Raw genomic sequence first — 24,246 nt, forward strand, 5'->3', positions numbered from 1 at the left:
CCGTAAGAAAGAGGAAGACCACCATGGCTTTCACCAACGATGAGGTCCTCTCCGGCCTCGCAGAGCTCATCACCGACGAGACCGGCATCAACGCCTCCGAGGTCGCCCTGGAGAAGTCGTTCACCGACGACCTCGACATCGACTCGATCTCGATGATGACGATCGTCGTCAACGCCGAGGAGAAGTTCGGCGTGACCATTCCCGACGACGAGGTCAAGAACCTCAAGACCGTCGGCGACGCGGTCAACTTCATCGTCGCGGGCCAGGAGTAACACGGCAGGATGCCACCCCCGCTGCGGCGGGCGTGGCATCCTCCGCTCTGCCCATCTCCCGCACGACTCCCGTTCGACAAGGAACCACCTTCATGACCAAGCGCATCGTCGTCACCGGCATCGGCGCCACGTCCGCCATCGGCGGGACGGCTCCCGAGAACTGGACCAACCTCCTCGCCGGGGTGTCCGGCACTCGCACGATCGAGCACGACTGGGTGCAGCAGTACGAGCTGCCCGTCACGTTCGCCGCCTCGGCGATCGTCCGCCCCGAAGAGGTGCTGCCGCGCCACGAGGCCAAGCGTCTGGACCCGTCTTCGCAGTTCGCGTTGATCGCGGCACGCGAGGCCTGGGCCGACGCCGGTTCCCCCGAGGTCGCCCCCGAGCGCCTCGGCGTCGACTTCGCGACCGGCATCGGCGGCCTGTGGACCCTGCTGGACGCGTGGGACACGCTGCGCGAGAAGGGACCGCGCCGCGTCATGCCGCTGACGGTCCCGATGCTCATGCCCAACGCTGCCGCGGGCAACCTCTCGCTGCAGTTCGAGGCCCGCGCCTACGCGCAGACCGTGGTGAGCGCCTGTGCCTCGAGCACCGAGTCCCTCATCCACGCCTTCCACCACCTGCAGGAGGGTCTCGCCGACGTCGTGATCGCCGGCGGCACCGAGTCCGCGATCCACCCCATCACGATGGCGGCGTTCGCCTCCGCGCAGGCCCTCTCCCGCCGCAACGACGACCCGGCCCACGCATCGCGTCCGGGCGCGATCGACCGCGACGGCTTCGTGATGGGCGAGGGAGCGGCCGCGCTGATCCTCGAGACCGAGGAGCACGCCAAGGCTCGCGGCGCCAAGATCTACGGCTACATCCTGGGCGGCGGCGTCACGGCCGACGCCTACCACATCACGGGCAACGACCCGGAGGGCAACGGCGCGGCCCGTGCGGTCACGCAGGCTCTCGAGGAGGCCGGCATCACGGCCGACCAGGTCACGCACATCAATGCCCACGCCACCTCGACGCCGGTGGGCGACCCGAACGAGTACACAGCGCTCAAGAAGGTCTTCGGCGACCGGATCGATGAGATCCCGGTGTCGGCCACCAAGGCGTCGACCGGGCACCTGCTCGGCGGCACCGGCGCGCTGGAGGCGATCTTCTCGCTCCTCGCGCTGCGCGACCGGGTCGCCCCTCCGACGATCAACATGACGGAGCCCGACCCCGAGGTCCCGTTCCGCCTGTCCGGAGAGCCGATGCCCCTGGGCGACGGACCGCAGATCGCGATCAGCAACTCCTTCGGCTTCGGCGGACACAACGCGGTGCTCGTGGTGGGCAGCGCCGACTGACGACCCCGTACGACACGACGAGGCCCCCGGGACGTCCCGGGGGCCTCGTCCTGTCTCGACGGACCCGGCTCAGCCGTTCGAGACGGCGAGCCGCTGCGACCGGGCCCTGCGGCGCCGCTCGATGCGGGGAAGGAACCAGCCGATGAGCGGACCGACGCCGAACGCGAAGAGCACGGTCCCCACACCCACCGGGCCGCCCAGCAGGAATCCGATGAGGAGCACCGAACCCTCGATCACGGTCCTGGCGAGCCAGACCGGCCATCCGGTGGTCCGGACGAGACCCGTCATCAGTCCGTCCCGCGGGCCGGGACCGAAGTCGGCGGCGATGTAGAGCCCGGTGGCGAACGCCAGCAGCACGAGTCCGAACACGAACATGGGCGCGCCGATCCACACGTTCGGCGGGGAGGGCAGTGCCAGCAGTGCGAGATCGGCGCTGGGGCCGATCAGGAGGGCGTTGAGCAGGGTGCCGAGACCGACGCGCTGGCGCAGGGGGATCCACAGCAGCAAGACCACGATCGACACCAGCACGGTGATGGCACCGTAGCCGAGACCGCTCCGGCCCGCGACACCGAGCGCGAGCACGTCCCACGGCGCCACACCGATGCCCCCGCGGACCATGAACGCCAGCGCGATGCCGTAGAGCATCAGTCCGATGACGAGCTGGACCAGGCGCTCCGCGAGGTCGCGGGGGCTCGTGGCGCGGACGGGCAGGAGGATGGAGCGCAGGAGCATCTCTCCATCGTGGAACGACGGGAGCCGCGGTCGCCGAGACCACTGCGACAAAAGTGGCCTGCGTATAGCAGTCCACTTTGCGGCAAGCTGGAGTCATGTCCTCACGACTCGTGGAACAGCTCGGAGCGCGCAGCGTCGCCGGCGCCTCGGCCACCGCCCTGGCCCGCCAGATCACCGCGCTCATCCTCGACGGTCGGCTCACGGTGGGGGAACGACTGCCCAGCGAGCGTGCTCTCGCGGTCGAGCTGCGCCGCTCCCGCTCGACCATCACGCGCGTGTACGGCCTGCTGGAGGCGGACGGCTACGTCACGCGCCACCACGGCGGCAGCACCCGGGTCGCACTCCCCCACGGCCCCGCGCTGCCGGGACAGGACGGCGACGGCGACGCGATCGACCTCTCCATCGCCTCGATGGACTCCACCCCCGGGCTGTACGACGCGACCGTGCGCTCACTCCCGCGACTCGCGGCGCTGCGCGGCACGAGCGGCTACTCGCTGCAGGGGCTTCCGGAGCTGCGCGAGGCGCTCGCGCAGCGCTTCACGGAACGCGGGGCCGACACCACCGCGGACGAGATCATCGTGACGTCCGGAGCGCTCAACGCCGTGAACCTGATCCTCACCGCGATCGGGCGTCGGGGCGAACGCGCACTCGTGGAACAGCCCACCTTCCCCCACGCGCTCGAAGCCCTCCATCGGCACGGCTACCGCCTGGTGCCCACGCCGGTCGATACGGACGGCTGGGACACCCGCCACGTCACGGACACGCTGTTGAGCGCGAGGCCTCACGTCGCCTATCTCATCTCCGACTTCCACAACCCGACCGGTGCCACCCTTCCGCAGGAGGAGCGCTCCCGCATCGCCGCCACCGCACGCCACGTGGGAACCCATCTGATCGTCGACGAGACCACAGCCGAGCTCGACATCGACCGCGGCTGGGCTCCTGTCCCCCTCGCCGCGGAGGGACCGCACGTCATCACCGTCGGCTCGATGTCGAAGATCGCGTGGGGCGGGATGCGCATCGGGTGGATCCGGGCCGAGCGTTCCGTGATCGCGCGCCTGCTCGCCGTCCGCCCCTCGTTCGAGCTGGGCACCGCGCTGCTCGAGCAGTGCATCGCGGTCGAGCTGCTGCGCGACATGCCTGCACTCGGCGCGCACGTGCGCAGCCGGCTCACGGCGGGACGCGCTGCCGTCGCCGAGGGCCTCGCGCACCTGCCCGGCGTGCGGATGCCGCGCACCCCGGGCGGCCTGTCGGCCTGGATCGATCTGGGCGCGCCGGTCTCGACGGCGTTGTCGCTCGCCGCCCGCGAGCAGGGCCTGATCCTGCCCCCGGGGCCGCGCTTCACGACCGGCGGGGTGCTGGAGCGGCGGCTCCGCATCCCGATCACCCTTCCGCCGGAGCGCACGGCGGAGGCGATGGCCCGTCTCGCCCTGGCGTGGGGCGACCTGGTGGGAGGCAGCCGACAGCCCGCGGCGGAGATGCGCCACGCGGCTGTCATCTGACGACGAAGACCCCGCCGCGGCATCCGTGGCGGGGTCTTCGTCGAGCGGGGCGAGGATACGTCTTCTCAGCGTCCGGGATCACTCACCGGAATCCGATACTCACGCCTCCCGCGCCCCCGGTCTGCGGGCCGGTCAACCGACCTTGTGGAGCCAGACGACGCGCGCATCGTCACTGGCGTGGCGGAACGGTTCGAGCTCCTCGTCCCAGGCGGAGCCGAGCGCGATGTCCAGCTCGCGCTGCAGCTCGACGGCGTTCCCTGCGGCGATCTCCATCGCGTAGCGGATGCGGTCCTCGCCGATCACGATGTTGCCGGCGGCGTCGGTCTGCGCGTAGTGGATGCCGAGATCCGGAGTGTGCAGCCAGCGTCCGCCGTCACTGCGGGGCGTCGGGTCTTCCGTGACCTCGAAGCGCAGGTGCTCCCAGCCGCGGATCGCGGTCGCGAGCGCAGCACCCGTGCCGACGGGGCCGTCCCAGTAGAACTCGGCGCGCCGGGCGCCGTCGAGGACCGGCTGCTCCGTCCAGTCGAAGTTCACCGCACGCCCGATAGCGCGACCGACCGCCCATTCCAGGTGCGGGCAGAGCGCGCGAGGCGCCGAGTGGATGAACACCACTCCGCGTGCGTAAGCCGTCGCCATGATCTCTCCGTTTCATCAGGTGCGTCTTCCCCTACGACCTGACCCACGAAGTGGCGAGAGTATGCGGTTGTGCGCCCATTCTCGCGGAGTTCCGCATAAATCACAAGCGTGTGATTCCATGACCAAGGCCCCGGTCGAGCGACCGGGGCCTTCGTCGTATCAGCGGAGGATCACGCCTCGCTCATGGCCTGCTTGACCTGCTGGCCCTTGGCGGCGTAGTACGCGGCGCGCGCCGCGTCCTTGCGCGCCTGCTCGGCGTAGCCGAACTCCAGCACGTCCTGCGGGACCTCGACGTTCGGGACGTCGTCGGTGCCGTGGTACTTCTCGATGTAGGCGTCGAGCTCGGGGCCCGAGGTCCACGACGTGATCAGGCAGTAGCGCGGGTCGGTCCCGTTGTGGGTGGCGGCATGCCACAGGCGCTGTGTGTCCACGATCAGCTGCGCGCCGGCCGGCAGTGCGATGCGGTACTCGATGCTCGGGTCGGTGCGGTTCTCGCGCAGGACGAAGTAGCTGTCCTTGTCGTCGGTGAGGTTGAAGAAGCCGCGGACGACCCAGCCGGTCCCGTCCGGGTTCAGGCGGTTGTTGTCGTCCTGGTGCAGGTTGTACAGGCAGTCGCCGTACGGGGTGGGCTGCAGCTCGATGATGCGGCACCGACCGACGTTGGCACCCGGCTCCTGCGCGCGACGCGTCAGGTTCGGCGCCTTCGCGACCTGGGAGTCGATCCAGACGCCGTCCTTGTCGGTGCGCGGCGGCTTGTGGTTCCAGAAGCCGTTGCACTCGATGTCGCCGAAGGCGCTGGCGAGGGGCGCGAACCGGGTGTCGCCCGAGGACTTCCAGTCGTTGTACTCGACGTCCAGCCACTCCTTGGGGTCGGCCTCCTGGTCGTAGCTGTCGAGGACGACGAAGCCCTTCTCCTCCAGCGCTGCGGACTTGATGTATCCCATGATCGAGTCATGTTCCTTTCATCGGGGGCCAGCACGTTTTAACAGGCCCTGATAAGGCAAGCCTAACAGCGGGGCTCGCCGCCTCCCCGGAGGGCGGCCGTGCATAACCCGAATAGACTGGGCGGGGCGTCGAGCGCGTTCTCGGCGCCCGTCGCAACGGGAGGATCAGACACCAGCATGAGCACCGCGACCAACGTCGAGGCGACAGCAGTCAACACGATCGAATGGCTCGCGGCGGGACGCACGACCATCGTCGTCCCCGTGTATCAGCGGCAGTACCGGTGGGACATCGGCGGCTGCGAACGGCTCCTGTCCGACGTCCGCGCGGTCGCGGCGGAAGACGACGCCCACCGTCACTTCCTCGGCTCGATCCTCTCCGCGCAGGACGGCAGCGGCGAGGACGCCGACCTCATCCTGATCGACGGACAGCAGCGGATCACCACGCTCATGCTCCTCGTCGCCGCCCTGCATCACGCGGTCCGCGACACCGATCCGGCCCTCGCCGCCGAGCTCTCCCGCGTGCTCGTCCTGGCGGACGCTCCCGGACGCACCAAGCTCCGACCCCACGACGCATGGGCCGAGCTGTACGAGTCCGTCGTCCTCGACCGCCGCGACGACCTCGACCGCGAGTCGCGGTTCGACGACAACTACGCGTTCTTCCGCAGCCAGATCCACGTCGACGAGGTGCCGCTGATCTGGCGGGGGCTGCAACGCCTGGAGCACGTGTCGATCACGCTGGGTCCCCGTGCCAACGCGCAGCAGATCTTCGAGAGCCTCAACTCCACCGGCGAGCCGCTGCGCGACCACGAGCTCATCCACAACTACATCCTGATGGGCCTGAGCCACGCCGAACAGCTCGACGTCGAGTCGCGCTTCTGGCTGCCCATCGAACAGCACACCGGCGAGGCGATCGGCGCGTTCTGGCGCCACTACCTCGTCATGGTCACCGGCCGAGAGGTTGCGGCGAACGGCGAGCACGGCGTGTACAGCGCGTTCCGCCAGTCGTTCCCGCGCGTCGACGTCGCGCACCTCCAGGCCGATGCCGCGAACTGGCGGCACTTCGCCGAGCTCTACGGCATCCTGCTCGACCCGTCGCGGGAGCCCGACCTCGAGATCGCGCGGCAGCTGCGGGCCGTCAACACGTTCGGACGCTCGTCGTATCCGCTGGTGCTCAACGCCTACAGCGACCACGTCCGCGGACGCATCGACCGAGCCGAGTTCCTGCAGACGCTCGAGTGGCTGCAGGCCATGTACCTCCGCCGCGTGCTGGTGAATCTGCCGACCGAGCGCCTGATCGCGCGGCTCTGCCGGGCGCGCGCGAACGGTCAGGAGGCGCTTGCCCGCGCGATCGCCCGCATCACGCCGTCGGACGAGCGTGTGAGCGCCGTCCTGAAGTACAGCGAGCTGCCCTACCCCGCCTACGTGCTCGGGCGACTCGAGGGCGTCGACGAGGTCGAGGGCTTCGATGTCGAGCACATCGTCCCGGCCGTCCCCGGTGACGCGTGGTCGGGCGACGGCGTGCGTCCGTGGAGCGAGTACAGCGAGGACGAGCAGAACAGCCACCGCGCGCTCGCTCCCACGCTCGGCAACCTCACGCTGCTCGAGCAGGGGCTGACCGAGCGCGTGTTCGGAGCATCGTTCCCGGTCAAGCGCGACGAGGCCTACGCGCGCAGCACCGTGCCGGCCACGCGAGAGCTGACCGCCGCTGCGGCCTGGGGCACCGCCGCCATCACGGCCCGCACGGTCGCGCTGACGACCGAGCTGCTGCGGATCTGGGCCCGCCCTGCCCTGCCGGAGATCGACGACGACGGCCTCACCCCGATCCTCGACGCCGTCCGCCGGCGCGGCTGGCCGGCCGGCTGGGAGCGCGAGTTCGACTACGTCGAGTACCGCGGAGAGCGCTGGGAGGTCTACGACGTCAAGCACCTCTTCAACCGCGTGTTCCGGCGTGCGTGGACCGACACCCGTGAGGCGGCCGTCGCGTACTGCGCCGCGCACGGCGGCCCCATCTACGACGCCCAGGCGTGGAAGGGCCAGTGGGACCGGCTCGACGACGAGCACTCGCTGTACATGGGGTGGGACTCGAACTACATGATGACCGCGGTGCAGGGCGTGCTGGAGGAGTCCGGGCTCGCCTCCGAGGTCTTCGTCAAGTACTCCTACATCGGGAACGTGATGTGACATGACCACCACCGTCCGCCGCCGCCTGCTCGACCTGACGATCGACGAGCACACCCTGACCGTGCCGCTCGTGTGGGACGACCCCGCCGACGCGCGCACCATCGACGTGTTCGCCGCGGTGGTCGCGCGCGAGGGCGGAGAGCAGCTGCCGTACCTGGTCTTCCTGCAGGGCGGCCCTGGGCACGAGGCGCCGCGGCCGTTCCACTCCTCCACCGCCCCGGCGTGGCTCGACCAGGCGCTCGCGCACTACCGGGTCGTGCTGCTCGACCAGCGGGGCACCGGTCGTTCCACCCCCGTCGGCGACGACGACCTCGCTCAGGGAGCCGACGCGGTGGCCGAGCACCTGACCCACCTGCGCGCCGATGCGATCGTGCGCGACGCCGAGGCGATGCGCGAGCACCTCGGTGCCACCACCTGGAGCGTGCTGGGTCAGTCGTTCGGCGGGTTCACCACGCTCGCCTACCTGTCGACCGATGCCGGGTCGCTGCGCGACGTGTTCATCACCGGCGGCCTCAGCACCATCGAGCGGCACCCCGACGAGGTCTACGCGCTGTGCTACGACAAGATGCGCATGGCCTCCGAGCGCTACTACCGCCGATTCCCCGAGCACCGCGACACCATGCGCCGACTGATCGACCTCGCCGACGAGGGCCGCATCGTCCTGCCGGACGGCGAGGTCGTCTCGCGCTCGCGCCTGCGCTCGGTCGGCTCCGCGCTCGGCACCGACGACGGATGGCAGACGGTGTGGTCGCTCCTGGAGCGCGACCCCTCGTCGAACGCCTTCCGGTACGACCTGATGCTCGCCATGCCCTTCGGCGGCCGCAATCCGCTGTACTACGTGTTCCATGAGTCGAGCTACGCGAGCGGCCATGCGACCCGGTGGTCGGCCGAGCGCGTCGAACCCGCCGACTTCCAGGACGATCCCACGCTGTTCACGGGCGAGCACATCCGCCGCGAGTGGACCGACACGGTTCCGGCGCTGAGGCCGTGGCGAGAGGTCACTCTGGCCCTGGCCGAGCACGCCTGGCCGCAGATCTATGACCCCGCGGCGATCACCGCCTCGGGCGCGACGGGAGCCGCCGCCGTGTACGTGGATGACGTGTACGTGCCGCTCGAGTTCTCGCTCGAGACCGCGCGACTGCTCCCCGGGGTATCCCTGTGGGTGACCAGCGAACACGAGCACAACGGCTTGCGGACGGGACCGGTGCTCTCCCGCCTGATCGACCTCGCCGCGGGTCGACGCCTGCGCTGACGCCCCACGGCAACACTGCAGCCGCCTATCCTGGGGGCATGCGAGACGTCATGGCGTGGGCGACGGTCGCGCTGGTCCTGGTCACGGGTCCCGCGCTGCTGATCGCCGGGGTGCGACACACGTTCTCGCGCAAGCCCGTCGAGGAGAAGTACGAGCACGCGACCGGCGGCGGGCTCGTCGGCGCATTCGACAGCGTGTGGTCCCCCTCTGCTCACGAAGCCGGCCAGGAGCGCGATCGGCAGACACGGCGCACCGCCCCCGCCCCCTCCCCGGGCGACCCGCCCGACCGCATCCGCGGCACCAGGATCATCATCGACCTGTGACGGGCGCCGGGCATGACGAAGGCCCCGCGTTCCGAGGAACGCGGGGCCTTCGTCGGGGGCCCTTACTTGGAGGAGCCGCCGAAGCCCTTGAAGCGCTGGTTGAACTTCTCGACGCGACCGGCCGAGTCCATGATGCGCTGCTTGCCCGTGTAGAAGGGGTGCGAAGCCGAGGAGATCTCGACGTCGATCACCGGGTACTCCACGCCGTCCAGCTCGATGGTCTTGTCGCTGGTGACGGTGGAACGGGTGAGGAAGGTCTCGCCCGAGCCGAGGTCGCGGAACACGACGGCCTGGTAGTCGGGGTGAATGTCAGTCTTCATGGGATTCCTTAGTTGCTGCCCTGGATTGTGCCAGGGACGAGGGAAGTCTGCGGTGCAGAGAGCACCAAGGGTCGATTCTATCAGATGCCGCGTCAGGACGCGGCGCGGGCGGCGTAGCGGCCACCCTCCTGAGACAGCGTGATCGGCATCCCGAACGCGGCCGTCAGCGACTCGCTCGTGAGCGACTCCTCGATCGGCCCCGCCGCGACGACGACGCCGTCACGCAGCAGCAGCACGTGCGTGAAACCGACCGGGATCTCCTCCACGTGGTGCGTCACCATCAGCATCGCGGGCGTCGACGGCGCCGAGGCGTACCCGCCGAGCAGGGCGAGCAGCTCCTCGCGCGAGCCGAGGTCGAGCGAGGCCGTCGGCTCGTCGAGCAGCAGCAGCTCCGGGTCGGTCATGACGGCGCGCGCGATCTGGACACGCTTCTGCTCGCCGTCGCTGAGCGTGCCGAACGTGCGGTCGGCGAGGTGATCCAGACGCCAATCGCGCAACACGCGGAGGGCGCGGCGCTCATCGATGTCCTCATAGCTCTCGTTCCACCGGCCGAGCACCGAGTACGCGGCCGTGAGCACCGTGTTGAGCACGGTCTCGTCACGCGGAACCCGCTTGGCCATCGCGGAGGAGGCGAACCCGATCCGGGGGCGGATCTCGAACACGTCGGTGCGACCGAGCGTCTCGCCCAGCACGGTGACCGTGCCGGCCGTCGGGTGCATGAGCGTGTCGGCCAGCTGCAGCAGCGTGGTCTTGCCCGCGCCGTTCGGCCCGAGGATCACCCATCGCTGATCGTCGGCGACCTGCCAGGTCACGTGATCGATGATGTTGCGCCCCTCTCGGCGCACGACGACGTCAGCGAAATCCAGAGCGATCGGCATGCGGCCAGCCTATCGGCTCAACGGATCAGCTCCGCGTAGAGCGCGCGGGTCGCTTCCGCGATCGCGGTCCAGCTGAACTGGGTCCGCGCCCGCTCCCGTCCGGCTTCACCGTATGCGCGGGCGCGCTCCGGATCCGTCGCGACCTCGGTCAGCACGGCGGCCAGGTCGGCGACGAAGCGCTCCGGGTCGATCGGGGTGCCCGTGCCGTCCTGCACCTGCTCGATCGGCACCAGGCGGCCGGTCACGCCGTCGTCGACCACCTCCGGGATCCCACCCGTGGCCGTGCCGACGACCGCGGCGCCGCACGCCATCGCCTCCAGGTTCACGATGCCCAGCGGCTCGTACACCGAGGGGCACACGAACGTGGTCGCTGCGGCGAGGATGGCCGACAGCTCGTCGCGGGGGAGCATGCGCTCGATCCAGATGACGCCCTCGCGAGTCTGCTGCAAAAGCCGCACCCCCTCCTGCACCTCGGCCATGATCTCCGGGGTGTCCGGGGCGCCGGCGCACAGCACCAGCTGCACCTCCGGCGGCAGGAGCCGGGCCGCCTGGAGCAGGTACGGCAGTCCCTTCTGCCGGGTGATCCGCCCGACGAACACCACGGACGGGCGAGCGGGGTCCATGCCGATCGACTCCAGGAACGCGGCGTCCTCGACCGGCCGCCAGCGCTCCACATCGATGCCGTTGTGGATCACCCGGACACGCGCGGGGTCCACCCCGGGATAGCTGCGCAGGATGTCGGCGCGCATCCCCGCGCTCACCGCGACGACGGCGGCCGCGTTCTCGTACGCCAGCTTCTCGATCCCGCTCGACACCGCGTAGCCGCCGCCGAGCTGCTCCGCCTTCCACGGTCGCAGCGGCTCCAGGCTGTGCGCGGTCAGCACATGCGGGATGCCGTGCAGCTGCGACGCGAGGTGACCGGCGAAGTTCGCGTACCAGGTGTGGCTGTGCACGAGGTCGGCCCCGCCGATCGCGGCGACGATCTCGAGGTCGGTGCCCAGCGTCTGCAGCGCCGGGTTCGCGCCGGCCAGTCCGGTCGGCGTGCGGTACGCGAACGTGCCCTCCTCCTCGCGCGGCGCACCGAAGGCTCGGACCGTCACATCGATGCTCTCGCGCAGGGCGGCGACCAGCTCAGCCACGTGCACTCCGGCGCCGCCGTAGATCTCCGGCGGGTACTCCTTGCTGATCATCTCGACTCGCATGCCTAGACGCTAGCGACCGGCTTGTCCAGACGCTAGTTTCCCCGGCGCGGCGGCATCTATGGTGGAGCCATGTCCGCTCCAAAGAAGGTCTTCGGGATCATCCTCGCCGGCGGCGAGGGCAAGCGACTCATGCCGCTGACAGGGGATCGTGCGAAGCCTGCCGTGCCGTTCGGCGGCCAGTACCGCCTGATCGATTTCGCCATCTCCAACCTGATCAACTCGGGCCTGCGTCAGATCGTGGTGCTCACCCAGTACAAGTCCCATAGCCTGGACCGGCACATCTCGCAGACCTGGCGGATGTCGGCACTGCTCGACTCGTACGTCGCCTCCGTCCCCGCGCAGCAGCGACTGGGCAAGCGCTGGTTCTCCGGCTCGGCCGACGCGATCCTGCAGAGCATGAACCTGATCAACGACGAGAAGCCGGACATCGTCGTGGTGATCGGCGCCGACCACGTCTACCGCATGGACTTCCGCCAGATGCTCGAGGCGCACATCGAGTCGGGCGCCAAGGCCACCGTGGCCGGCATCCGGCAGCCGCTCGCCCTCGCCTCGCAGTTCGGCGTGATCGACGCGGACCCGGAGTCCGGACGCATCCGGCAGTTCCTCGAGAAGCCGACCGACGCGACCGGTCTCGCGGACTCCCCCCACGAGGTCCTGGCCTCGATGGGCAACTACATCTTCGATGCGGACGCCCTCATCGCCGCCGTCGAGGCGGACGGCGAGTCCCCGACGTCGAGCCACGACATGGGTGGCGACATCGTGCCGTACTTCGTCGACCGCGGCGAGGCCGGCTACTACGACATGAAGCAGAACGACGTCCCCGGCTCGTCGCCGCGCGACCGCTCCTACTGGCGGGATGTGGGGACGATCGACTCGTTCTTCGACGCGCACCGTGATCTGATCTCGACGCTGCCCGTGTTCAACCTCTACAACATGGAGTGGCCGATCCACTCGCAGGCGGTGAACTCGCCGCCTGCGAAGTTCGTGCGCGATTCCGTCGGCCGCATCGGCAACGCGATCGACTCGATCGTGTCCCTCGGCTCCGTCCTGTCCGGCACGCACCTCGAGCGGAGCGTGGTGGGACCGTGGACCCTGGCCGGTGGCGGTTCGACCATCACCGACTCCGTCGTGTTCGATCATGTGCACGTCGGGCAGGGCGCTCGCGTGCACCGGGCGATCCTCGACAAGAACGTCGTCCTCGCGGACGGCGCGACGGTCGGTGTGGACCGTGAGCGAGACCTCGCGCGCGGCTTCACCGTGACGGAGTCGGGCATCACCGTGGTCGGCAAGGGCGTCTTCATCGAGCGCTGAGCCGTCACGCCGTCCGGGCCCGTGCGCCCGCATCGCTAGGCTCGGAGGGTGACCTCCGCGCGCTTCCTCGTCGTCCTCGATGCCGATTCCACGCTCATCCGCAACGAGGTGATCGAGCTCCTCGCCGACGAGGCCGGTCGCCGCGCGGAGGTGCAGGCCGCCACCGAGGCCGCGATGCGGGGCGAGATCGACTTCGCATCCAGCCTCCGCTCGCGCGTCGCCGCACTGGAGGGGGTGCCGGTGTCGGCGTTCGAGCGCGTCCGCGCCCGCATCGAGCCGACCCCGGGCGTCCGCGAGCTCACCGCCGCCGTGCACGCGCGCGGTGGCGTGGTGGGCGTCGTGTCCGGCGGGTTCCACGAGATCCTCGACCACATCGCTCCCGAGCTCGGCGTCGACCGGTGGCGCGCCAACCGGCTCGAGGTCGCGGACGGCGTGCTGTCCGGTCGCGTCGACGGCGACATCGTCGATGGGCAGGCCAAGGCGTCCTGGCTGCAGACCTGGGCGGATGAGCTCCGGGTCCCGCGGCGAGCCACCATCGCCATCGGTGACGGGGCGAACGATCTGCCCATGATGGCCGTCGCCGGACTCGGACTCGCGTTTAACGCGAAGCCGGCCGTCCGGGAGGCCGCGAGCCTCGTCGTCGCCACGCAGGATCTCGCCGAGGTCATCCCTCTCCTGCCGTGAGGGCGGTGGTGGATGTCGGCGGCCAGCGCTAGCGTCGCCGCATGGACATCATCCTCATCCCCGGACTCTGGCTCGACGCGCGCAGCTGGGACGACGTGATACCGGCGCTGGAGCAGGCAGGACACCGCACCCATCCGCTCACCCTTCCCGGTCTCGGGGCTTCCGGTCCGGCCGCCTCCGACATCGGCATGGCGGAGTGGGTGGCCGCGGGCGTGGCCGCCGTCGATGAGGTCGAGGGCGACGTGGTCGTCGTCGGTCACAGCGGAGGCGGCAATGTGGCCTGGGGAGTCGCCGACGCGAGGCCCGAGCGCGTGCGGCGCGTGATCTTCGTCGACACGGTGCCGCCGCCGCCCGGTTCGGGCATCAATGAGTTCGAGGTCGTCGACGGTGCCGTCCCGTTCCCCGGGTGGGACTTCTTCCCCGACGAGGATGTGCACGACCTCGACGACGCGACACGGGCCCGCACGGTCGGGCTGACGCAGAGCGTGCCGGGACGCGTGCCCGCGGACGAGATCCAGCTCGAGAACCCCGCGCGCCACTCCGTGCCGGTGACGCTGCTCATGGGCGGGCTCGACGAGGAGGCGTTCGAGGCGACGATCGCACAGTGGGGTGCATACGCGGAGGAATTCCACGCCATCGCCGACGCCGAGGTCGTGCGCATCGGGTCCGGCCACTGGCCGCAGTTCTCGGTTCCGCAGCGCCTGGGTGAGCTGCTGGTCGCCGCCGTCGCCCGGTGAGTCCGACGTGCGGACGGGTCGGAGCCCGGGCCTCTCAGCGCGTCAGTGGCCCATCCCGAGGCCGCCGTCGACGGGGATGACGGCACCCGAGATGTAGGCGGCATCATCGCTCGCGAGCCAGGTGACCACACCCGCGACCTCATCCGCCGTCGCGAACCTTCCGGCGGGAATGCTGGCCTGGTACTGCTTCTGCGTCTCCTCCGGGAGCTCCGCGGTCATGTCGGTCTCGATGAACCCGGGCGCGACGACGTTGGCGGTGATGCCGCGGGCCCCGAGCTCGCGCGTGATCGACCGGGCGAAGCCGACCAGGGCGCTCTTCGACGCTGCGTAGTTGACCTGACCGGCGGAGCCGTAGAGCCCGACGACGCTGGAGATGAGGATGATGCGTCCGAACCGTGCGCGCAGCATGCCCTTCGACGCACGCTTGACGACGCGGAAGGTGCCGCCGAGGTTGGTGGCGACCACGCTGTCGAAGTCGTCCTCGCTCATGCGCAGCAGGAGGGTGTCCTTCGTGATCCCGGCGTTGGCCACCACGACCTCGACCGGGCCGAGCTGCTGCTCGACCTCGGTGAACGCGGCATCGAGGGACGCGGCATCGGTGACATCGGCGCGCACCGTGAGCGTGCCCTCCGGACCCTCGCCGCTGCGGGCGGTGACGGCCACGCGGTACCCCTCTCGCACGAAGCGCTCGGCGATGGCGCGGCCGATGCCGCGGTTGCCTCCGGTGACGAGGACGACGCGGTCAGCACTCATGGGGGCACTCCTGCTCTGGTCGGGGGTCGGGTTTCCGAGCCGTGAACGATCCTAGCGACTGCAGCGAGCGTGCCCCGGGCGGAATCGGGGCGCCGCCGAGCCCGCACCGGCGTAGGCTGGAAGCATCGTGAAGAACGCACGTCGAGTCCCGGCCGTCACCTCTCTCCCCCAGTCTCCCGGGGACGAGAGCGACCACCGCGTGCGCCGCTACGCGCTCACGATGACGATCCGCATCGTGTGCTTCGGCCTGATGTTCTTCGTGCAGCCGTTCGGGTGGTACACGTGGGTGTTCGCCCTGGCCGCCGCTGTGCTGCCCTACATCGCCGTGGTGTTCGCCAATGCGGGAAGCGACAGCACGGAAACCTCCGCCGAGTCGCCGTTGCAGGAGCTCGATGCGGCTCCCGGTCCTCCGCCTGTGCAGGAGGCGAACCCCGGCGTCTTCACGATCCGCGAAGGCCGCGCGGAGCAATGACCGATCTGATCTGCTCGCGCGCCGGATGCCGGAGCGCGGCGACCAGCCAGGTCGTGTGGCGCAATCCCCGCATCCACGCCCCCGACCGCGAGAAGATCTGGCTGGCGTGCACCGAGCACGTGGACTTCCTCCGCGACTATCTGGCCGCCCGTGACTTCCCCGTGACCGTGAGAGACGGTGTGCCCTCGTGAATAACCGCCTGACCCGCTGGGGCGTCTACACCCTGATCGCGATCGGGTTCGCGATCGCCTGCGCCTTCCTGTCGCACTGGCAGTTCGAGCGCAACGAATCGCGGGCCGAGCAGATCGCGCTGGTCGAGCAGAACTACGACGCCCCCGCGGTGCCCCTCACCGAGGTGCTGGGCGACGACGACGTGCTCGATCCCGACGACGAGTGGCGCCCGGTCACCCTGCAGGGCGAGTACCTCGCCGACGAACAGCTGCTCGTGCGCAACCGCCCGCACGGGGGCACGAGCGCCTTCGAGGTGCTGGTGCCGTTCCGCGATGTCGACGGTCGCGTGCTGATCGTCGACCGGGGGTGGGTTCCGCCGGGCGAGGGTGACGTGCCGGACGCCATCCCCGCCCCACCGTCCGGCGAGGTCACGGTCACGGTGCGCCTTCGACCCGGCGAGCCGCTTCCCGCCTCCGGTCGCGGCGCGCCGGAGGGCCAGGTGCCCACGATCCATCTGCCGTCGATCTCCGAGACCATCGACGGTGGCGCCCTCACCGGCGCTTACGGGCGACTGGTGTCGGAGGACCCGGCGGGCTCGGGAACCCTCGGCGGCTTCGAGTCGCCCACCGACGATCCCGGTCCGCACCTGTCGTACGCGATCCAGTGGATCCTGTTCGCGATCATGGGGTTCATCTTCATCGGCTACATCATCCGCACCGAGATCGTGAAGCACCGCGAGGAGCTCGAGGGGAAGCCGGCACCCGTGAAGGCGCCGCGCCGGCGCGACCGCGACGCCGACGTCGAGGACGAGCTGCTCGACGCCCGCTGAGCCCGAGTGCCGCGCCGCTCAGGTGCCGGTCGTACCGCTCACGTGCCGTCCCCAGCCGCCCGGTGCCACCTCGTACACGACCCGAGTGTGCCGTCGATCGGTCGCCCCCTGCCAGAACTCCACCCGCGAGGGCTGCAGGCGCCACAGCACCCAGTCCCCGGCGGCGACCCCGTCCCGCGCGGCCGGAGACCGTGCGGCCAGGTCGGCCGCGCTCTCCGCGGGCGTCGCCTCCCGCACCGGCCCGCGGAGCCGCACCGCCCGGGCGAGCGGCTGCCACCAGAAGTTCAGTGCCGCCACGGCGTGCACGGCGAGCTGGACGCCCTTGCCCGACGAACGAGGCCCCGCGAACGCCCATCCGCGGGCGTCCGCATCCTTGAGGAGGAGCGTGCGCGCATCCGGCATGCCGTCGCGATCGACCGTCGCCAGGGTGGCGGCGTGCGGCTCCGGCACCCCCTGATCGGCAGCGAGCCGGATCCACGAGAGGAACAGCGGCAGGGGCTCCGCCGGGAGCGCGGCGACGTCGACCGGTCGCCCGCGACCGGTGAGCGCCGGCCGGCTCCGCAGCCATGCGCGCATGTCGGACGGATGGTTCGGCGCGGGCGTGCTCATGCTCCCGATGATGTCACGCCGTCGCTCGGGCCGCGCCGGGTCAGGCGAGCTCGATGAGCTCCTGGTACTCCTGGTTCCAGATGTCCTCGACGCCGTCCGGGAGGATGAGCACCCGCTCCGGGTTGAGCGACTGCACCGCTCCGGGGTCGTGCGACACGAGCACCACGGCGCCCTCGTAGTGCGCGAGCGCCCCGAGGATCTCCTCGCGCGACGCCGGGTCGAGGTTGTTGGTCGGCTCGTCGAGCAGCAGCAGGTTGGCCGACGAGACCACGAGCGTGGCGAGCGAGAGGCGGGTCTTCTCCCCACCGGACAGCACCCCGGCGGGCTTCAGGACGTCGTCGCCGGTGAACAGGAACGAGCCGAGCACCTTGCGCGCCTCCGTCTCGGTGATGTGCGGAGCGGCGGAGACCATGTTCTCCAGCACCGAGCGGGAGACGTCGAGGTTCTCGTGCTCCTGCGCGTAGTAGCCCACCTTGAGGCCGTGCCCCGGCTCGAGCTGGCCCGTGTCGGGCTGGTCGACGCCGGCGAGCATCCGCAGCAGCGTCGTCTTCCCTGCGCCGTTGAGTCCGAGGACGACCACCTTCGAGCCGCGGTCGATCGCGAGGTCGACATCGGTGAAGATCTCCAGCGAGCCGTAGGACTTCGACAGCCCGGACGCCATGAGCGGGGTCTTGCCGCAGGGGGCAGGCTTCGGGAACCGCAGCTTCGCGACCCGGTCCTCCTGCCGCACCTCGTCGAGTCCGGCGAGCAGCTTCTCGGCGCGCGCGATCATCTGGTGCGCGGCCGCGGCCTTCGACGCCTTGGCGCCGAAGCGCGCGGCCTGCTGCTGCAGCGTCGTCGCCTTCTTCTCCGCGTTCGCGCGCTCCTTCTTCCGGCGCTCCTCGTCGGCGGCGCGCTGGCGCAGGTAGTTCTTCCAGTTCATGTTGTAGATGTCGATGACCTGGCGGTTCGCGTCGAGATAGAACACGCGGTTCACGGTCTCCCCCACGAGCTCGACGTCGTGGCTGATGACGATCAGGCCACCCTTGTAGTTCTTCAGGAACTCACGAAGCCACACGACGCTGTCGGCGTCGAGGTGGTTGGTCGGCTCGTCGAGGATCATCGTGTCGGCGTCGGAGAACAGGATGCGCGCCAGCTCGATGCGCCGACGCTGACCGCCCGACAGCGTCGAGAGCGGCTGGTCGAGGATGCGGTCCGGCAGCGAGAGGTTGTGCGCGATCGACGCCGCCTCCGCCTCCGCGGCGTATCCGCCCTGCGCCTCGAACCGCTCCGTGAGGGTCGCGTAGCGCTTCATGGCCTTCGCCGCGACCGCAGGGTCGTCCGAGCCCATCGCGAGCGACGCCTCCGTCATGCCGAGGTTCAGCTGACCGAGGCCGCGCGCGTCGAGGATGCGCGTGCGCGCGAGGTCTTCGGGGTTCCCGGAACGCGGGTCCTGCGGCAGGTAGCCGAGCTCACCCGATCGGGTGACCGAGCCTCCGGAGGGCAGCACATCCCCCGCGAGCACCTTGGTGAGAGTGGTCTTGCCGGCGCCGTTGCGCCCGACCAGTCCGATCTTGTCTCCGTCGCCCACGCGGAACGACACGTTCTCCATCAGCAGGCGCGCGCCAACGCGGATCTCGAGGTCGTGCACGGCAAGCACAGCGGACGTCCGTTCCTTCGGGGTGGGTGAGCGGCCGATCGGCCAGCCTCCCAGTATATGCCGCCCGGAGAGCCTCACCGCCCGGCAAGATCCCTCCCGAGAGTGAGAGCCGGAATACCGCAGAGGGATGCCCACTGCGCGACCGCCCGCCTACCGTGCAGGAGTGGACATCCTCAACGAGCTCATCATGCAGGCGATCGCCTCCCCCTGGCTGTACCTGGTGCTGTTCGCCGTCACGGTGATCGACGGGTTCTTCCCGCCCGTGCCGAGCGAGACCGTGCTCGTCGCCGCAGCCGCCGTCGCCGCATCCACCGGCGACGGAAACCTGCTTCTCCTGGGGCTCGTCGCGGCGGTCGGCGCCGCCATCGGCGACAACCTCGCCTTCCTGATCGGACGCCGACTGGGCACCTCACGATTCGCCTGGATGCGGCGGCCGAGGGTGGTCACGGCCTTCGCATACGCCCAGCGCGCGCTCGATCGACGCAGCGCCACGCTCATCCTCGGCGCGCGGTACATCCCCGTCGGTCGCGTCGCGGTGAACATGTCCGCGGGTGCGCTGGGCTTCCCCTGGCGCCGGTTCCTGCCCCTGAGCCTCATCGCGGGCGCGAGCTGGAGCATCTTCAGCCTCGCGATCGGGCTGCTCGCCGGTGCGTGGATCAAGGACCAGCCCCTGCTCAGCGCTCTGCTCGGCATCGGCGTGGCCCTGGTGATCGGTGTCGTGATCGACCGGATCGCCGCCGCCCGTCGTCGCCGTGCGCCCGTGGCCCACCTGGCAGGATGAGAGTCATGGCACGCCGCCGAGCCCGACCCCCGCGCGCGCCGCGGATGAACCGCCGCACCACCGCCCTCGCGGCGCTGTATGCGGCGGTCGTCGTGCTGTACGCGCTGCTCGTGCCCCTGCAGACCGTACTCTCCGGCACCCCCCTGCCGCTGACGTTCCTCGTCGGCGCGGCGCTGTGCGGAGCGCCGCTCGTCGCCCTCGCCCGACCGCGCACGGCCATCGCGCTGTTCACCGCCGCGACCTTCACCCTGCCGCTCCTCGTGGTCCCCGCGCAGGCCATCCAGTCGCCGTGGCCCTGGTCGGTGCCGGCACTGCTCACCTTCGTCCTGTTCGTGGGGGTCGTGACCTTCGTGCACGGCCCCCGCCTCGGAGCCGTCGCCCTCGTGCTCGGGGCCCTCACGTCGCTCACCGCTCCGCTGCTGCGAGCCGACATGGTCGCCAGCGACGCGTCCGCCGGGAGTGCGACCGCCGACCTCATCGTGACGTCGTCGCTCGCCGCGGCCATGTACCTCATTGCGGTGCTCGTCGCCGGACGTGTCCGCGTGGCCCAGGAGCTCACGCGTGAGCGGGAGCACAGCGCGCTGGAGGAGTCGCGCCGCGCCCTCGTCGAGGAGCGCACACGGATCGCGCGCGAGCTGCACGACGTGGTGGCGCACAGCATGTCGGTCATCCAGGTGCAGGCGTCCACCGCGCGATACCGGATCCCCGGTCTCGACGACACCGCGACGGCCGAGTTCGAGGACATCGCCGCGACCGCCCGCACCTCGCTCACCGAGATGCGGCGCATGCTGGGGGTGCTGCGCACGGAGGACCAGCACGCCGAGCTCGCCCCGCAGCAGGGCCTGGACGACGTCCCCGCGCTCGTCGACAGCATCCGCCGCGCCGGCGTCGAGGTGGGGCTCGTGATGGAGGGCACGGATGCCGCGTCTGGCGCGGAGCCCACCGTGCAGATCGCCGCGTTCCGCATCGTGCAGGAGGCGCTGAGCAACGCCGTCCGTCACGCGCCGGGGGCCCGTGTCACGGTGCGCGTGCACGCGGACTCGGCGGCGCTGCGGCTCGTCGTGCAGAACGCCGCGCCGCCGCGACCGCCGGAAGCCCACCCCGGGGGCTACGGGCTGCGGGGAATGCGCGAGCGCGCGGAGATCCTCGGCGGCAGCCTCTCCGCCGGCCCCACGGACGACGGCGGGTGGCGCGTCGAGGCGACCCTCCCCCTGGCCAACGGCTCGACCCCGACCACCGCCGACCACGGCATGACGGCAGCCCCGCCGGCCGCAGCAGACGAGGAGACCCCGTGACGATCAGCGTGCTCATCGCCGACGACCAGGCGATGGTCCGTGCGGGTTTCGCCGCCCTTCTCGACGCCCACGACGGGATCCGCGTGGCCGGACAGGCCGCGAACGGCGCCGAGGCCGTGGCGCTGTCCGCCCGGCTCGATCCGGACGTGATCCTGATGGACGTGCGGATGCCGGAGCTCGACGGCATCGAGGCCACGCGCCGCATCCTCGGCACGTCGTATCCCGCCGCTCACGTGCCGCGCATCCTGATGCTCACGACGTTCGACATCGACGACTACGTCTACGACGCGCTGGAGGCGGGCGCGAGCGGCTTCCTGCTCAAGGACGCCCTGCCCGAGGAGCTCGTGCACGCGGTGCGGGTGGTCGCGGGCGGCGACGCCCTGCTGGCTCCGAGCGTCACCCGCCGCATGATCGAGCAGTTCGCCGGACGCCGCCCGCGCGCCCCCCGCTCCGCGACCGTGCTGGCGGAGCTGACCGATCGCGAGCGCGAGGTGCTGGTGCTGATCGGTCGCGGCCGGTCAAACTCCGAGATCGCCACGGACCTCTTCATCGCGGAGCAGACCGTGAAGACGCACGTGGGCAAGGTGCTGTCCAAGCTCGGCCTGCGCGACCGCGTGCACGCGGTGATCCTCGCCTACGACACGGGCCTGGTCGAGCCGTCGTCCTGACTCCCCCCACGGTAGGGGTCTGATCGACACCGCAGGGTGATGCCGCCGCGGACACCCCGTCCCTAGCCTCCGAGGACACCGTTCCGAGGAGGACCCATGGCCATCGTCCAGGCGCTGCCCGCCGCCGCTCCCCCGCCCGCGCCGTCCACACGACGCGACACCGGCATCGACTTCATCCGCGCGCTCTGCGTGCTCGGCGTGGTGGTGCTGCACGCCATCATGGTGGGCGTCACGGTGGCCGACGGCGCCCCGGTGTTCGAGAACGCGAGCGACGGCACGGGATGGATCGCACCGCTCAGCTGGGTGCTGCAGGTCATGCCGCTGTTCTTCGTGATCGGAGGGTTCTCCGGGCTGCTCGCCTCCCGTCGGCTGCGGGCGAGGGGCGCGAGCACCCTCGACTTCCTGACCGCACGGGTACACCGGCTGCTGCGTCCCGCAGTCATCACGATCGCCGCGGTCGGCGTGGCGCTGGCCGTCCTGACGCTCCTCGGCGTCCCGGCCGAGCTGATCGCGGTCGCGGGCTTCCGCTACGGGCAGCCCCTGTGGTTCCTCGGGGTCTTCCTGCTGTGCCAGCTGCTGCTGCCCGCCCTGGCGGCCCTCCACGAGCGTGCTCCGCTGCGCACGATCGGAGCGCTCGCGGCCGCCTCGGTCGCGGTGGATGCGCTACGCGGCGTGACCGGCGTGGCAGGACTGGGGTTCCTCAACCTCGCCTTCGTCTGGCTCACGCTGCAGCAGCTCGGATTCTTCCTCGCCGACGGGCGCATCGACGCCCTCGCCCGCCGCACCCGGGTCGCCGTCACCGCGGGCGCCGGAGTGCTCCTCACCGTGCTCTTCGTCGCCGGCGTGTACTCCCCCGACCTCATCGCCAACATCAACCCGCCCACCGCCGCGCTCCTGCTGGTCGGCGTGGTCCACACGGGCCTGCGCTCCCTGCACCGCGAGCGGATCGCCCGGGCGAGCAGCACCGCCGCGGCGGCGGCGTTCACGCGATTCGTCACCCGCCGCACGATGACGATCTACCTGTGGCACATGCCCGTGCTGCTGGCGATGGCCGGCGTGACCGCGGTCGTCGCCCTCGGCACCGGTGTCGCTCTCCCGGCGCTCGACGGCCCGGAGTGGTGGCTGACACGCCCGCTGTGGCTGCTGTCGGCGCTGGCCCTGACCGCAGGGGTGGCCGTCGCCGTCGACCGCTTCGAACGACAGCCGGCGCCGACGTGCACCCGGTCGTCCGGGCGGCTGGTCTCGGCCGGGCTGCTCGGGCTCGGCGGCGTGGTGCTGCTGCTGGTCGTGGGCACGTCCGTCACGACCGCGGTCGTGGCCGTGGCCCTGCTGATGGCCGCGCTGCGCCTCGCCAGGGCGGCCGAACCGGTGCCAGCGCTCGCGATCGGGTGAGGCTCAGGCCACCCCGCGCGCGGCGAGGGCGTCGCCCACCCGGTCGGCGTGCCGGAGGGTGAGCACGAGGAGCGGCACCGCCGCGCGCGGCCCCAGGCGCACCCCTCGAGCGCGCTCGGCCTCACGGAGCCGGTGGACGAACGCCGCGACGACCGGCACCATCGTGAGCGTGAGCGACAGCGTCAGCGCGACGACCTCCGGATCGACACCCCAGCGACGCAGCGGCCGCAGCACCGTCTGCAGCACATCGAGCAGGTCGGACATCCGCGTGGTCATCGTCACCAGTGCGGCGACGAGCAGCAGCGCCGCGACCCGACCGGTGCCGACCCACGCGGCGAGCGGCGAGACGAACACCGCCAGCATCACCCCCAGCACGAGGAGGATCCATCGCAACCGCCACAGTTCGACGAGCAGCGTGCGCGGACTCTGCCCTCCGAGCGGATAGAGCACGACCGTGGCGGCGAGGGCCACGCTCACGACGACGGGCTGCGGCGGAAGCAGGGTCAGACCGAGCGCGCAGAGCACGAGCCCCGCGAGCTTCACCCCCGCTGGCAGGCGATGCAGCACGCTCGTGCCGGGGCGGTAGAGCGAGATCACGCGGACACCCGGCAGTACTCGTCGATCACCGCATCCGGGTGACCCACGGCCACGGCTCGCCCGCCCTCGAACAGCACGGCCAGGTCGCAGCGCGCGGCCAGGTCGAGGTCGTGCGTGGCCACCACGACCTGCGCCTCCTGCGCCATCAGCAGCTCCGCGATGCGCCGGGCGTTGCGCCGGTCGAGGAGCGTGGTCGGCTCGTCGGCCACGAGCAGCCGCGGCTCGGTCACGAGCACGGCCGCCAGCGCGAGCAGTTGCTTCTGCCCGCCGGACAGCGACGACGCCGGCACGTCCGCGTGCGCCTCGAGCCCGTGCACCGCGAGGGTCTCGCGCACGCGTCGGTCGACCTCCGCGCGCGGGAGGCCCCGCAGCGACAGGGCGAGATCTTCCGCGGGCGTCGGCATGAGGATCTGCGCGTCGGGATCCGTGAACACGAAGCCGACGCGGCGTCGGAGCTCCCGCGTGTCGCGCACCACGTCGAGCCCGTGCACGACCGCGGTGCCCGCCGTCGGCACGACCAGGCCGTCCAGCACACGCGCGAACGTCGACTTTCCCGAGCCGTTCGCTCCGATGACGGCGATGCGTCGTGCCGTGAGGTCGAGGCTCACGTCATCGAGGATGGCCCGGCCGTCGACCTCCACCCGCACGTGCTCCAGCACGATCGATGCGGCGGCTTCCTCGGCCCGACGCTGCTCGCGCACTCCCACCTCCTGAACACCGTTCACCTGAACGCCGTTC

At 70.8% G+C, this 24,246-nt stretch carries 27 protein-coding genes; 16 read left to right on the forward strand and 11 right to left on the reverse strand.

The window, feature by feature from the left end; translation table 11 throughout:
* Window positions 1-23 precede the first annotated feature (23 nt).
* Window positions 24-272: an acyl carrier protein gene (locus ACWH95_RS14595; RefSeq protein ID WP_136030219.1), complete on the forward strand. Its 249-nt coding sequence runs from the start codon at window positions 24-26 to the stop codon at window positions 270-272.
* Between the two features lie 92 nt (window positions 273-364).
* Window positions 365-1,603 (forward strand): beta-ketoacyl-[acyl-carrier-protein] synthase family protein, encoded by a 1,239-nt coding sequence (locus tag ACWH95_RS14600; protein ID WP_454120875.1) that lies wholly within the window; start codon window positions 365-367, stop codon window positions 1,601-1,603.
* A 69-nt stretch (window positions 1,604-1,672) separates the two neighbouring features.
* Here ACWH95_RS14600 and yczE read toward each other — a convergent pair whose 3' ends face one another.
* The gene (gene yczE, locus ACWH95_RS14605; protein WP_454120876.1) at window positions 1,673-2,335 is read right to left on the reverse strand and encodes a membrane protein YczE; all 663 of its coding nucleotides are present in this window, start codon (window positions 2,333-2,335) and stop codon (window positions 1,673-1,675) included.
* Between the two features lie 95 nt (window positions 2,336-2,430).
* On the opposite strand from yczE, the gene yczR reads away from it, so the two are divergent.
* Entirely contained in the window at window positions 2,431-3,834 is a 1,404-nt protein-coding gene (gene yczR, locus ACWH95_RS14610) for a MocR-like transcription factor YczR (RefSeq protein ID WP_454120877.1), read from the forward strand.
* Window positions 3,835-3,966: 132 nt separating this feature from the next.
* Here yczR and ACWH95_RS14615 read toward each other — a convergent pair whose 3' ends face one another.
* Together ACWH95_RS14615 and ACWH95_RS14620 are read right to left on the reverse strand one after the other, a co-directional pair.
* On the reverse strand, window positions 3,967-4,470 hold the full coding sequence (locus tag ACWH95_RS14615) for a DUF3145 domain-containing protein (RefSeq protein WP_136030211.1): 504 nt from the start codon (window positions 4,468-4,470) through the stop codon (window positions 3,967-3,969).
* Between the two features lie 170 nt (window positions 4,471-4,640).
* Entirely contained in the window at window positions 4,641-5,414 is a 774-nt protein-coding gene (locus tag ACWH95_RS14620; protein ID WP_136030209.1) for a hypothetical protein, read from the reverse strand.
* 177 nt (window positions 5,415-5,591) lie between these two features.
* On the opposite strand from ACWH95_RS14620, the gene ACWH95_RS14625 reads away from it, so the two are divergent.
* From ACWH95_RS14625 to ACWH95_RS14635, 3 genes are read left to right on the forward strand one after another with little or no spacing between them, the layout of a single operon-like run.
* A complete protein-coding gene (locus tag ACWH95_RS14625; protein WP_247638999.1) occupies window positions 5,592-7,595 on the forward strand; it encodes a DUF262 domain-containing protein in 2,004 nt (667 codons plus the stop codon).
* 1 nt (window position 7,596) lies between these two features.
* Window positions 7,597-8,847, forward strand: coding sequence for an alpha/beta fold hydrolase (locus ACWH95_RS14630; RefSeq protein ID WP_454120878.1), 1,251 nt, complete (start codon window positions 7,597-7,599; stop codon window positions 8,845-8,847).
* A gap of 38 nt (window positions 8,848-8,885) precedes the next feature.
* Window positions 8,886-9,170, forward strand: a complete 285-nt coding sequence (locus ACWH95_RS14635; protein WP_136030203.1) for a hypothetical protein — start codon at window positions 8,886-8,888, stop codon at window positions 9,168-9,170.
* A gap of 62 nt (window positions 9,171-9,232) precedes the next feature.
* On the opposite strand, the gene ACWH95_RS14640 is transcribed toward ACWH95_RS14635, so the two are convergent.
* The 3 genes from ACWH95_RS14640 to glgA form a co-directional block, all read right to left on the reverse strand.
* The gene (locus ACWH95_RS14640; RefSeq protein WP_047520045.1) at window positions 9,233-9,490 is read right to left on the reverse strand and encodes a type B 50S ribosomal protein L31; all 258 of its coding nucleotides are present in this window, start codon (window positions 9,488-9,490) and stop codon (window positions 9,233-9,235) included.
* 92 nt (window positions 9,491-9,582) lie between these two features.
* A complete protein-coding gene (locus ACWH95_RS14645) occupies window positions 9,583-10,368 on the reverse strand; it encodes an ABC transporter ATP-binding protein (protein ID WP_136036170.1) in 786 nt (261 codons plus the stop codon).
* Between the two features lie 17 nt (window positions 10,369-10,385).
* Window positions 10,386-11,570, reverse strand: coding sequence for a glycogen synthase (glgA, locus tag ACWH95_RS14650; protein ID WP_136036171.1), 1,185 nt, complete (start codon window positions 11,568-11,570; stop codon window positions 10,386-10,388).
* Between the two features lie 69 nt (window positions 11,571-11,639).
* On the opposite strand from glgA, the gene ACWH95_RS14655 reads away from it, so the two are divergent.
* From ACWH95_RS14655 to ACWH95_RS14665, 3 genes are read left to right on the forward strand one after another with little or no spacing between them, the layout of a single operon-like run.
* Complete coding sequence (locus ACWH95_RS14655) at window positions 11,640-12,881, forward strand: glucose-1-phosphate adenylyltransferase (RefSeq protein ID WP_136030197.1); 1,242 nt, start codon at window positions 11,640-11,642, stop codon at window positions 12,879-12,881.
* A gap of 48 nt (window positions 12,882-12,929) precedes the next feature.
* Window positions 12,930-13,565, forward strand: coding sequence for a phosphoserine phosphatase SerB (serB, locus tag ACWH95_RS14660; RefSeq protein ID WP_206251168.1), 636 nt, complete (start codon window positions 12,930-12,932; stop codon window positions 13,563-13,565).
* Window positions 13,566-13,606: 41 nt separating this feature from the next.
* On the forward strand, window positions 13,607-14,302 hold the full coding sequence (locus ACWH95_RS14665) for an alpha/beta fold hydrolase (protein WP_206251167.1): 696 nt from the start codon (window positions 13,607-13,609) through the stop codon (window positions 14,300-14,302).
* A gap of 42 nt (window positions 14,303-14,344) precedes the next feature.
* On the opposite strand, the gene ACWH95_RS14670 is transcribed toward ACWH95_RS14665, so the two are convergent.
* The gene (locus ACWH95_RS14670) at window positions 14,345-15,055 is read right to left on the reverse strand and encodes a beta-ketoacyl-ACP reductase (RefSeq protein WP_136030190.1); all 711 of its coding nucleotides are present in this window, start codon (window positions 15,053-15,055) and stop codon (window positions 14,345-14,347) included.
* A 127-nt stretch (window positions 15,056-15,182) separates the two neighbouring features.
* Here ACWH95_RS14670 and ACWH95_RS14675 point away from each other — a divergent pair, with 127 nt between their 5' ends.
* From ACWH95_RS14675 to ACWH95_RS14685, 3 genes are read left to right on the forward strand one after another with little or no spacing between them, the layout of a single operon-like run.
* Window positions 15,183-15,527 carry a DUF3099 domain-containing protein gene (locus ACWH95_RS14675; protein ID WP_136030188.1) on the forward strand — a complete coding sequence of 115 codons (345 nt, stop codon included), beginning with the start codon at window positions 15,183-15,185 and terminating at the stop codon, window positions 15,525-15,527.
* A complete protein-coding gene (locus ACWH95_RS14680; protein ID WP_431806164.1) occupies window positions 15,524-15,718 on the forward strand; it encodes a hypothetical protein in 195 nt (64 codons plus the stop codon). Before ACWH95_RS14675 ends, ACWH95_RS14680 begins: the two co-directional genes overlap by 4 nt.
* The gene (locus ACWH95_RS14685; RefSeq protein ID WP_136036174.1) at window positions 15,715-16,527 is read left to right on the forward strand and encodes an SURF1 family cytochrome oxidase biogenesis protein; all 813 of its coding nucleotides are present in this window, start codon (window positions 15,715-15,717) and stop codon (window positions 16,525-16,527) included. The genes ACWH95_RS14680 and ACWH95_RS14685 overlap by 4 nt, the downstream gene beginning before the upstream one ends.
* Before the next feature lie 18 nt (window positions 16,528-16,545).
* Here ACWH95_RS14685 and ACWH95_RS14690 read toward each other — a convergent pair whose 3' ends face one another.
* Together ACWH95_RS14690 and ACWH95_RS14695 are read right to left on the reverse strand one after the other, a co-directional pair.
* The gene (locus tag ACWH95_RS14690; RefSeq protein ID WP_454120879.1) at window positions 16,546-17,136 is read right to left on the reverse strand and encodes a pyridoxine/pyridoxamine 5'-phosphate oxidase; all 591 of its coding nucleotides are present in this window, start codon (window positions 17,134-17,136) and stop codon (window positions 16,546-16,548) included.
* A 40-nt stretch (window positions 17,137-17,176) separates the two neighbouring features.
* Entirely contained in the window at window positions 17,177-18,775 is a 1,599-nt protein-coding gene (locus ACWH95_RS14695) for an ABC-F family ATP-binding cassette domain-containing protein (RefSeq protein ID WP_136030182.1), read from the reverse strand.
* A gap of 163 nt (window positions 18,776-18,938) precedes the next feature.
* Here ACWH95_RS14695 and ACWH95_RS14700 point away from each other — a divergent pair, with 163 nt between their 5' ends.
* From ACWH95_RS14700 to ACWH95_RS14715, 4 genes are all read left to right on the forward strand, one after another.
* Entirely contained in the window at window positions 18,939-19,556 is a 618-nt protein-coding gene (locus ACWH95_RS14700) for a DedA family protein (RefSeq protein ID WP_454120880.1), read from the forward strand.
* A gap of 5 nt (window positions 19,557-19,561) precedes the next feature.
* On the forward strand, window positions 19,562-20,851 hold the full coding sequence (locus ACWH95_RS14705) for a sensor histidine kinase (protein WP_454120881.1): 1,290 nt from the start codon (window positions 19,562-19,564) through the stop codon (window positions 20,849-20,851).
* Complete coding sequence (locus ACWH95_RS14710; protein ID WP_136030177.1) at window positions 20,848-21,519, forward strand: response regulator; 672 nt, start codon at window positions 20,848-20,850, stop codon at window positions 21,517-21,519. The genes ACWH95_RS14705 and ACWH95_RS14710 overlap by 4 nt, the downstream gene beginning before the upstream one ends.
* Before the next feature lie 96 nt (window positions 21,520-21,615).
* Window positions 21,616-22,911 carry an acyltransferase family protein gene (locus tag ACWH95_RS14715; protein ID WP_454120882.1) on the forward strand — a complete coding sequence of 432 codons (1,296 nt, stop codon included), beginning with the start codon at window positions 21,616-21,618 and terminating at the stop codon, window positions 22,909-22,911.
* 3 nt (window positions 22,912-22,914) lie between these two features.
* On the opposite strand, the gene ACWH95_RS14720 is transcribed toward ACWH95_RS14715, so the two are convergent.
* The gene (locus ACWH95_RS14720) at window positions 22,915-23,508 is read right to left on the reverse strand and encodes an energy-coupling factor transporter transmembrane component T family protein (protein WP_454120883.1); all 594 of its coding nucleotides are present in this window, start codon (window positions 23,506-23,508) and stop codon (window positions 22,915-22,917) included.
* Window positions 23,505-24,209 carry an energy-coupling factor ABC transporter ATP-binding protein gene (locus ACWH95_RS14725; RefSeq protein ID WP_205828235.1) on the reverse strand — a complete coding sequence of 235 codons (705 nt, stop codon included), beginning with the start codon at window positions 24,207-24,209 and terminating at the stop codon, window positions 23,505-23,507. Before ACWH95_RS14725 ends, ACWH95_RS14720 begins: the two co-directional genes overlap by 4 nt.
* Window positions 24,210-24,246: the final 37 nt, after the last annotated feature.

Source organism: Microbacterium sp. NPDC055502, from assembly GCF_053643635.1.